The sequence below is a fragment of the Microcystis sp. M049S2 genome, assembly GCF_020245625.1.
Taxonomy (GTDB): Bacteria; Cyanobacteriota; Cyanobacteriia; order Cyanobacteriales; family Microcystaceae; genus Microcystis; species Microcystis ichthyoblabe_A.
Genome location: NZ_JADBUN010000089.1, coordinates 25832 through 34987 on the forward strand (window position 1 = coordinate 25832; position 9156 = coordinate 34987).

Here is a 9156-nt window from a genome sequence, read left to right on the forward strand (position 1 = left end):
CTGTTAAGGTACTTGTCCATCCCTATTATCGTGGTTAGTATGGAAGATGGCAAGGAATTACGGACAGAAATTCATGGTAAATTATCAAGTAACGCTCAGGCCGGTCTATTCCTGTCCCGCGGACGAGATCCCGGACGGGATCAAGGTTCCGCAAGGATGGCGGTTATCGTGGCATCAGGTGGAGACGTGGAAAGCACTCAACGATCCCGATGTCGCGGTAATCATCAATACGGCCATGACGGGGGACGGGAAAAGTCTAGCGGCCTACCTGCGAACTTTGCAAGGATATTTCCCGATTATGGGACTCTACCCAACCAACGAACTAGCGCGGGATCAGCGGGGTCAGATCGAGGCATATATTCAACGATTTCAACCAACGGATCAACCGCGGGTCAATCTTTTAACCGGGCCCGAGTTGGAATTGTACGCCGAACGGGATGGAAAAACGAAAGCGATCGCTCTAGAGACTCGATCGAAACAGTCGGAAATTCTCTTAACTAACCCCGATATTTTCCATTATCTGCATCGGGGGGCCTATTTAACCCCCTACGATAACCCCGATCAGCTATGGAACCGGATCGATAAACATTTCGATCTCTTCCTATTCGATGAATTTCACGTTTTCGGCACGCCACAGGTCGCCAGTATTATCAATACCATGCTTCTAATCCGACGGGCCAATCGTGGGAAACGATACCTGTTTTTGTCCGCAACTCCCGACGAGGGTTTACTAAAACGATTGGATAAAGCGGGGTTTCGCTATCGATCGATCGACCCGGTAAGAGAAGGAAAATACCGGTTTCCCGATACCCCAGAAGAGGCCAATTCCCTCGCTCAAAGGGGATGGCGACAAGTAACCTCGGAAATCGAGCTATCTTTTATTCCCTTACCGTCGAGTTTTCAAACTTCGGAAAATTGGTTGAAGGAAAATAAAGAGCGAATTTTAGACTATTTTAAGCGATACCCCGGCAGCAAGGGCGCGATTATTCTCAATTCGATCGCTTCGGTTAAACGTCTGCTGCCGATTTTCCGAGAATTATTGGCGACTATCGGTTTAACAGTGGGGGAAAATACGGGTCTTTCGGGAACGCGGGAGAAGTTGGCATCGTTAAATCGTGATCTGGTGATCGGAACGAGTACCATCGATGTGGGGGTGGACTTCAAGATTAATTTCCTCATTTTTGAGTCGTCGGATGCGGGAAATTTTATTCAACGTTTCGGCCGTTTAGGCCGTCACAGCGGCTACGATCGAAAGGGAACAGCGGTAAAATTTACTAACTTCACAGCGATCGCTCTGGTTCCGAAATTTTTCCTAGAACGGTTATTCGAGAAGAAAGACGCACCGTTACAAGTCGGGGAACGGTATGACCGAATTCAGCTACAGGAGGCCATCAAGAGTAACTACCGTCATATCAATAATTTCGAGGGTTATTACCAACGTTGGGGAGCGGTACAATCATTTCAACTCTGGTGGAATTTAGGGAGTCCGAAGATCAAATCCCAATACGGGGAAAGTCGCCAGAAGTTTCAACAGGAATGCGAGGAGGTTTTCGATACCAGTTTAAAACGGGTCGCCGGTCGGGTGAAAGGATGGGCCGACGAATGGAAGGAGTTATCGGGGAAAAACGGTAATCCGATTTTCGAGGATGCGTCTAGTTTTCGCGGGTCGAGTCCGTTACTATGCGGGTTATACGATTCGACGGAACCAGAGGAATGCGATCGCTTTAAAACCTACGATTTACCCAGTATTCTCGGTAATCTAGAGGTGGAGGTGTGGAGAAAAGGCGAGTTTAAGCGCCAGATCGAGGCCACGAAAACACCGATCGCACGCAGACGTTTCGATTATTGTCTCGCGTTTCTGAATTTAAAGGGATATCGAGAGGAACGGTTAAACTGGCGCTTTACCTACGACGGCGATTTAGGCGAGATCGCCTCCGCGTGGAAAGTACAGGTTTTGACGGGAATCGGTGTTTGGCAACCGGATAATCCTTGGCTCGATCGAATTAGTCGGGAGTTACGGGATCTGGCTCTGGTTAGCTTCGTTCTTGCCTATCCCGTTGCCGCAGTTCGCCAACGCTTACAATTACCGATGCACTTCGGTATCTATCCGATTAGTGACGAGAGTAGTATTCATTCTCCCGTGTCACCCTATTCTATCGCGATCGGTCAATCGGCTTTGTTGTTGGATACTCTCGCTCATCGGTTCAAAGGTCAAGGGGGTGAGGTGTGGATCTGTTGATGCCGTTTGAGGCTACCAAGAGATGAGGGAATCAAAGTGTACGGACACTTTTTCTGGGATTTAGTTGCTCTTTGCTTCCTCCGCGTTTGATAATAGACATAGACAGACGCTAGGGACATCGATCGATATATCCATCGGATTCTTGCCATTTTTTTTGATAGGGGCTAAATATGAATAGGCTAGTAGAAAAAATTACGGCTATTGTCGAAAAACTACCGAATTTAAAACTATTAATTCTCTTCGGTTCTAGAGCGCGTGGAGAGCATAAACCTGATAGCGATTGGGATTTCGCTGTTTTATACGAGGAAAGAAGCGATCAAAAGGATATTTCGAGTCTGTTGAAAATTTATACACTACTCGAACAAGCTTTAGAGATTCCCGAGGACAAAATTGATGTGATTGATTTAAAAGAATGTTCGCCGATCCTCGCTCATTATGTCGCACGGGATGGTCAACTTCTATACGAACGGGAAACGGGACTATTCGAGGGATTTAAAGAAAAATTTCTCATGAATCCTGAAGAATCGAAAGCGTTATACCGTCAATTACGGAATAATCTAGAGATTTCTCTACGAGAAAAAGGAGTGTAAATGCTATTCAACCTCTGATTGCGATAGACGAATTAAACCTCATGAATCAATACCTCGCCGAACTTAGCGAGTACGGTTCGATCACCTTAGAGGATTATCGTACATTAAGAGAACGTCAATTAGCCATAGAAAGGTTAATTCAGCTTATCGTTCAAACTGGCATCGATATCAATTACCAGATTTTAAAATATTTAGATATCGAGTCTCCGAATAATGCTCGCGACGCTTTATTTCAAATCGTAGAACTGGGAATCTTAGAAGAACACCTAGCCGTTCAACTGGCCGAGTCTATTAAATTAAGAAACTTACTCGTACACCTATACAAGAAAATTGATCCCGATATCGTTCATTCCTCGATCGCTAATATTTTACGAGATTATCCCCGCTACCAACGCTCGATCGTTCAATATCTAGATTCCTTGGAGGCAGAAAATGGTTAAAAATACGAAAGAATTAAAAATTATCGATACAGTCAATAGAATAACCACGACTGTGGAAAAACTACCGAATTTAAAACTATTAATTCTCTTCGGTTCTAGAGCGTGCGGAGAGCATAAACCTGATAGCGATTGGGATTTGGGAATTTCATACGATGAAGCAAACAGACAAACACATATTAAGGAAATCAGTAATGATTACTTAACTTCTCTCTCTATCTTGAGTGAATTGTTTGAGATAAACCGTGATTCGATCGATCTAATTGAACTCGATCGCTGTTCTCCATTAATGAAGTATCAAGTCGCACGAGATGGAAAACTTATCTATGAAAAAAATACGGGAGACTTTTTAAAATTTCGTGTACGCGCTTGGAAAGAGTACGCCGATACCGCTAAATTCCGAAAGATTCAAAAAGACAGTATCGATCTTTGGCTCAAACAATGGGGAGTTTAAACGATGGAAAGGGAGATAGTCACCGTTAGAATTCGTTTGATGATCAAATATCTTAATCGATTACGGGGGTTCGAGAGCGTTACTCTATCAGAGTATTTGGACAATTTTGACTATCAACTTATGGTTGAGAGATTGATAGAATTATTGGTAGAGTCATCTTCCGATATTAATAGCTATCTTCTTTTACAATTACATAACGTAACTCCCGCTACCTATTACGATTCTTTTATAGAAGCTGGTAAAAATGGTTTAACTACCAGAGAACTAGCCGGGGAGTTGGCGAAATCATCAGGAATGCGAAATCGTTTAGTGCATCAATACGAGGCGATCGATAATGAACTTGTTTTTAAGGCGATTCCGATCGCTTTATCTCAATTTCCGCTTTATCTCAAACAAATTACCGACTATTTAGACTCTCTAGAGGTGAAAGATGCCTAAAAAACAAAAAAAATTAGAGGAAACGGGACAGTTAAATCTATTCGATAACACTACAGAAATTGAAGATAAAGATCTGGATTTTGAGTTCGAGGATATTGATTTAGAATCTCTTTCTGGCGAAGATTTAGGAATTAGCGAATCGGTAAGCGATCGCCGAGTCGAAACCGTTCGCCAACTGCTAACCCTAAAACTCCTACGGGAGGCGATTCGAGCCGAAAACCCCGACGATCGAGTTATGGCAGATTTTGCCGAAATGGTATTACCCAATTTACTCCGATTAGCGATCGGTGTCACGGCAAAAGGAGGAAATTTCTTCGAGGAAATCGATCGCCGTCGGGAATTAGAGGGAAAAAGCAAAGTTCGACGGGATAACGCGGGCGATCAATCTCTCAATACTCATTTACTTAATGGATTATTTCCCGCCAATCTCATCGAAAAACGACTAGAAAAACTCAATACTACCGTTCGACGGGTAGTAAAGGAATGCGAGCGCAGGTTGGCGATCGCTGGGTTTATTCTCCACGATTTCGAGAAATTCCGCTACTCGCTTTTTCCCGCGATGCCGGCGAAATATATCGAGATTAACGAGGACTTCGATCGAGATATCCGCAAACTATCACGAGAGGAACATCGAGAGATTTTTCAAGTATTGGTTCCCGAATTAGGATTAGATCGCTTTTTATTTTCCGATCAACCAAAAAAATGGACTGAATATCTTGATGATTTGATATATATCGCTAAAAATGCCCAGCGTCGGAATGATACCGATCGAAATACCTCGGAAGATGGGTTAAATACTCGCTTAAACAATAGCGCTCTCGAAAGTTTAACCGATCTTGCCTGTCTAGCCGATCGCTTGGCTTCCATTATTAAACACCCCCACGATGCGGAAAAAGCTCCGTTACAAGACCTTTTATACAGCCTCAGCGATGGGGAACTAAAATTCACTTACCACAGTATCGCCGAAAACCGCGGGGTACTAACGAACGTACTTAATAACGCGGTGATGGAAGCACATCAAGAACTAGACTATCAGCCTTTACTTTACTTGCCTACGGGAGTTGTCTATATCGCCCCCAAAAACGCGCCAGAAGTGTCCCTAGAAACCTTACCGAATCGAGTGGTGGACACCATTAAATCCCTCTGTAGCGGCGAATTACAGCGTAAACAAACGGGATTCGGCCGAGATGGCAAGGGGATGAAATACGCAGATTACTACAGCCAATTTTTCGACGATGCTGGGTTAATGCGCGCTGCCCTCAACGCCACCCTTCGCATCCTCGGTGATAATAAAGCGTCCGTGGCCCGAAGTCGCGGCGAAAACCTGATTAAATTTCAACAACAGGGCGTTTTACCGACGGATTACGATTTTCATTGTGAAGATGATATCCGCATCGATCGCCTAGCGGAATTCGGGGACGTGGTGACGAGGAAAATCTGGGGCGATCGCCTGGAAAAAATCGAACAGGCGCGAAAATTGCAGAAAAACTTACCCGCACCGCCGGATTTAGATTTAATTAGCGAGATCGCGCATTATTGGAATCTAGAAAATTATCTGCCACAAATCCGAGCGATCAAGCGTATTAATGAATCGTTAAAAGAACTCAAACTGAAAGGCAATACGGGAGGGGTTCCCTACGAATGGTATTATCTAGCGGCGCGATACCTGAAACAGCATCCCGGAATCGAGGATATTAGACCGGTTGCAGAAGATTTAATCGCTTTTCTCGCCGCAAAAATCGCCGCCATAGTTGCGGGATATAACTTACCCGATGGTTGGGAGGATTTGCGAGAGTGGGTTAATCAAGTGGTGCAGTTACCCGGTCGGGAATTGGCCCACTCGATCGAAACCTTCCAGAAAGAATTAAACCACTACAACGCCGCTAAAAAACAAGGTCGCGGCCGTCAACTTCTCTGTTCGATCTCCCATTCTCCCTATAGTGTCAGCGAACAGATGGAATCGGCGGTTCTTTTCACTCCCCAAGTCTATACTAATAAACAAATGCTGGCAGGCTCGAACGCCAAACGAAACATTTCCAGTATCGCGGGAACGGAAATGATGTTGCGTCAGATTCTTATGAATCAAACCCAAGCGGTAGGAAAACGTTTCGAGGAGGGCAAATATCGCTATCTGTACTTTTACCCGACCTATTATTTTACTCCCGAAACCAATAGTTTTTTACAAAAAGCCTACGCTAACATCGCTCAAACTCGTTTTGATAGCTCGATAAAGTTGCACTTTGTCGATAAGAATCTAGTCGCTAACTTCGATCGAACCCGTTATCAGAGTGTCGATAGTTTCCTGATCGATGAAAAATTAAGGCAGAAAAAGGAAAGAATTAACGAGGAGGAAGATGGCAAAAAAGACCGCACTTTTAAACTATCCTATCCCGAAGATAAACCCCTAACCTTTTATTTTATGGCCCTACCTCCGGGCCGCGATCCCACCGATACGGAATCATGGATCATGCCGGCATGGTTAGGATTAGCTTTCCCGATGATTCTAGATGTCAAAACGGTGGTTTCTGAGTCTCCTATTCCTCCCTATCGCGACGGTGCGGAATTTGAAGAGACGGTATTTCTCGACAGTGCGCCCCAAGCGATCCGGTCCTTAACCCGATGCGATCGATTCCGTCTCGATCGAGTCTTGAACCCATGGCAAGATAATGACGGAAAAAAATATTCCGCCCCCTTAAATACCCTAACCGCAGCCTATTCTATTCATTTAGACGTAAACTCGAAGCAGGGTAAGACGGGTTATGACCCCAATTGGGGCAAATTAACGGAACTCGCTATCAATTTAGAAACCAGTCCTCTCTATGTTTTTCATTACCTTAAACAGTGGAAACGGGGCAAAGATGCCGACATACCGAGCGCTAATCGAATCGCTCTGTATCTCTACGATTTTTATCCTTGTTTCGATCCCTATGTACAAGCCAACCGAACCAATTTAACTATCGATATGACAGTAGAATCGCCCTTAAATCATCCTAAAAACTTAACCGAATTGTATCGTCAATTCTATCGAGCTAATAAACGATATAACCCGAAAGCGAACGCAGTTTTAAAACCGATCGATGTGGCCGCCGATACGATTCTCAAAGGAGGAATGTATCAGGGAGAAGCCCTAGTCTCTGTAGTAGCGGCGGAAGTGGCCAGCTTAATGAATCGGGTTCATGCTTCTACAGCAGAAGGTCGCTGGATTTTATCCGATCGAGAACAGGAAAGACAGAAAATATTGTCTTTTGCTCGTTATTTTGTGATCGATGTGTTCGAGGGTTCTTTTAAGGGCGATCGAGCGCGTCTAGCCGGCAGACAATTAAACCTTATTCGCGATACCTGCGAATTTCTTTACCGTCTCGAACAGGACAGAGAAAATCAAGAGTTAAAAGCCCAGGGTCAACCTGTGGATGAAGATTCTGAAAACAATAATTAATTCAAGGAGTACCTACCATGTCTTTACTGAAAACCCTCGATTCTAAATTCTTTCATAGCGAGATTCCCTACAAACCGATGGGAAAATACGTTCACTTTTTGACGATTCGAGTCACAGAATCTTATCCTTTATTTCAAACAGATGGAGAGCTAAATAAAGCTCGTGTTCGTGCGGGAATTGATAGCAAAAAAACGATTAGTCGTTTATCGATGTTTAAACGGAAACAGTCAACTCCAGAACGTTTAGTCGGTCGAGAATTACTCAGAAACTACAAATTAATTACCGCCGAAGAATGTGAGTACAATGTAAAATTTGCCATGAATAACCCCGACTGTATTATTTATGGTTTTGCCATCGGTGATTCGGGTTCAGAAAAATCGAAAGTAGTAGTAGATACGGCCTTTTCGATCACACCCTTTGATGAATCCCATGAAAGTTTTACTTTCAACGCTCCCTACGAGAACGGTACTATGGCATCTAAGGGAGAAAATAAAACCAAACTGGGAGAAGTGACTAGCCGAATTAACCAGCAGGATCACATCCGTCCGCAGGTGTTTTTCCCTAGTATTGTCACGCTCAAAGATCCGACAGAAGCAAGTTTTCTCTATGTTTTTAATAACATCCTGCGTACCCGCCACTACGGCGCACAAACCACCCGGACGGGACGGGTAAGAAATGAGCTTATCGGTGTTATTTTTGCCGATGGGGAAATTGTTAGTAATTTGCGCTGGACACAGGCAATATATGATCGCCTTCCCGATGAAGTATTACACTCGATCGATCCCTTAGATGAGGATTTAGTTATGGAAAAAGCCACCGAAGCAATACAAGCATTAATGGCGGAAGAATTTATCGTTCATACCGATTTTATCGGGGAAAATTTTCAACCTTTATTAACTGAGGTGAAAACTCTCACGGGTACGGAAGCAGGAATTTTATCGCTCTTAAACCAAGCGGATAAAGAAGCGAAAGACTACGCTAAGAAACATATCGCCGAGAAAAAGCCAGCCGCTAAAAAACCGTAAATTTCAGTAGGGTGAGTAATTTCTCACCCTAGATCCTCGCAATTTTTAAAGAGTTATGGTACATATTTATTCCTGTCAATTAGAACTGCACGATAGTCTTTATTACGCAACCCGTGAAATCGGCAGACTCTACGAAAGCGAACCCGTAATCCATAATTACGCGCTCTGTTATGCTTTGGGATTGGTAAATAGCGATAGTTATCGTTACTTCTGTTCCGAACAGATTCCCCAGTACCAAGAACATTTAAATCCTCTGAACGAAGAGAAAATTTATGTCACTCCCGCACGTGCGATCGCTCATACGGCGGTTCTCAATACTTGGAAATATGCCAATAATAACTATCATGTGGAGATGGAAAAAACCCAGAAAAATATTCCCAGTTTTGGCAGGGCAAAAGAAATCGCTCCCGAAAGTGTTTTTGAATGTTTTATCATTTCCCATCACCCCCTACAACTTCCTAAATGGATTCGTTTGGGAAAATGGATGAGTAAAGCGGAAGTAAAACTGACAGAACTTTCCCTATCAAAACAAAAAGA

8 protein-coding genes are annotated in these 9156 nt (G+C 43.8%); all 8 read left to right on the forward strand.

Features of this window, described 5'->3' with window-relative positions:
- The first annotated feature begins 73 nt into the window (after nt 1-73).
- Nucleotides 74-2239 (forward strand): type I-D CRISPR-associated helicase Cas3', encoded by a 2166-nt coding sequence (gene cas3 / locus IM496_RS07570; RefSeq protein ID WP_287661659.1) that lies wholly within the window; start codon nt 74-76, stop codon nt 2237-2239.
- Between the two features lie 170 nt (nt 2240-2409).
- A complete protein-coding gene (gene mntA / locus IM496_RS07575) occupies nt 2410-2829 on the forward strand; it encodes a type VII toxin-antitoxin system MntA family adenylyltransferase antitoxin (RefSeq protein ID WP_072924215.1) in 420 nt (139 codons plus the stop codon).
- A 41-nt stretch (nt 2830-2870) separates the two neighbouring features.
- Nucleotides 2871-3269 (forward strand): type VII toxin-antitoxin system HepT family RNase toxin, encoded by a 399-nt coding sequence (hepT, locus tag IM496_RS07580; RefSeq protein ID WP_287661660.1) that lies wholly within the window; start codon nt 2871-2873, stop codon nt 3267-3269.
- A complete protein-coding gene (mntA, locus tag IM496_RS07585) occupies nt 3262-3720 on the forward strand; it encodes a type VII toxin-antitoxin system MntA family adenylyltransferase antitoxin (RefSeq protein WP_287661661.1) in 459 nt (152 codons plus the stop codon). The genes hepT (IM496_RS07580) and mntA (IM496_RS07585) overlap by 8 nt, the downstream gene beginning before the upstream one ends.
- Before the next feature lie 3 nt (nt 3721-3723).
- Nucleotides 3724-4158, forward strand: coding sequence for a type VII toxin-antitoxin system HepT family RNase toxin (gene hepT, locus IM496_RS07590; RefSeq protein WP_002778659.1), 435 nt, complete (start codon nt 3724-3726; stop codon nt 4156-4158).
- On the forward strand, nt 4151-7594 hold the full coding sequence (gene cas10d / locus IM496_RS07595) for a type I-D CRISPR-associated protein Cas10d/Csc3 (protein WP_287661662.1): 3444 nt from the start codon (nt 4151-4153) through the stop codon (nt 7592-7594). The genes hepT (IM496_RS07590) and cas10d overlap by 8 nt, the downstream gene beginning before the upstream one ends.
- A 17-nt stretch (nt 7595-7611) precedes the next feature.
- Complete coding sequence (cas7d, locus tag IM496_RS07600) at nt 7612-8619, forward strand: type I-D CRISPR-associated protein Cas7/Csc2 (RefSeq protein ID WP_287661663.1); 1008 nt, start codon at nt 7612-7614, stop codon at nt 8617-8619.
- Between the two features lie 55 nt (nt 8620-8674).
- Nucleotides 8675-9156, forward strand: a 482-nt coding sequence (gene cas5d, locus IM496_RS07605) for a type I-D CRISPR-associated protein Cas5/Csc1 (RefSeq protein WP_287661664.1), incomplete at its 3' end; no start/stop codon positions are given.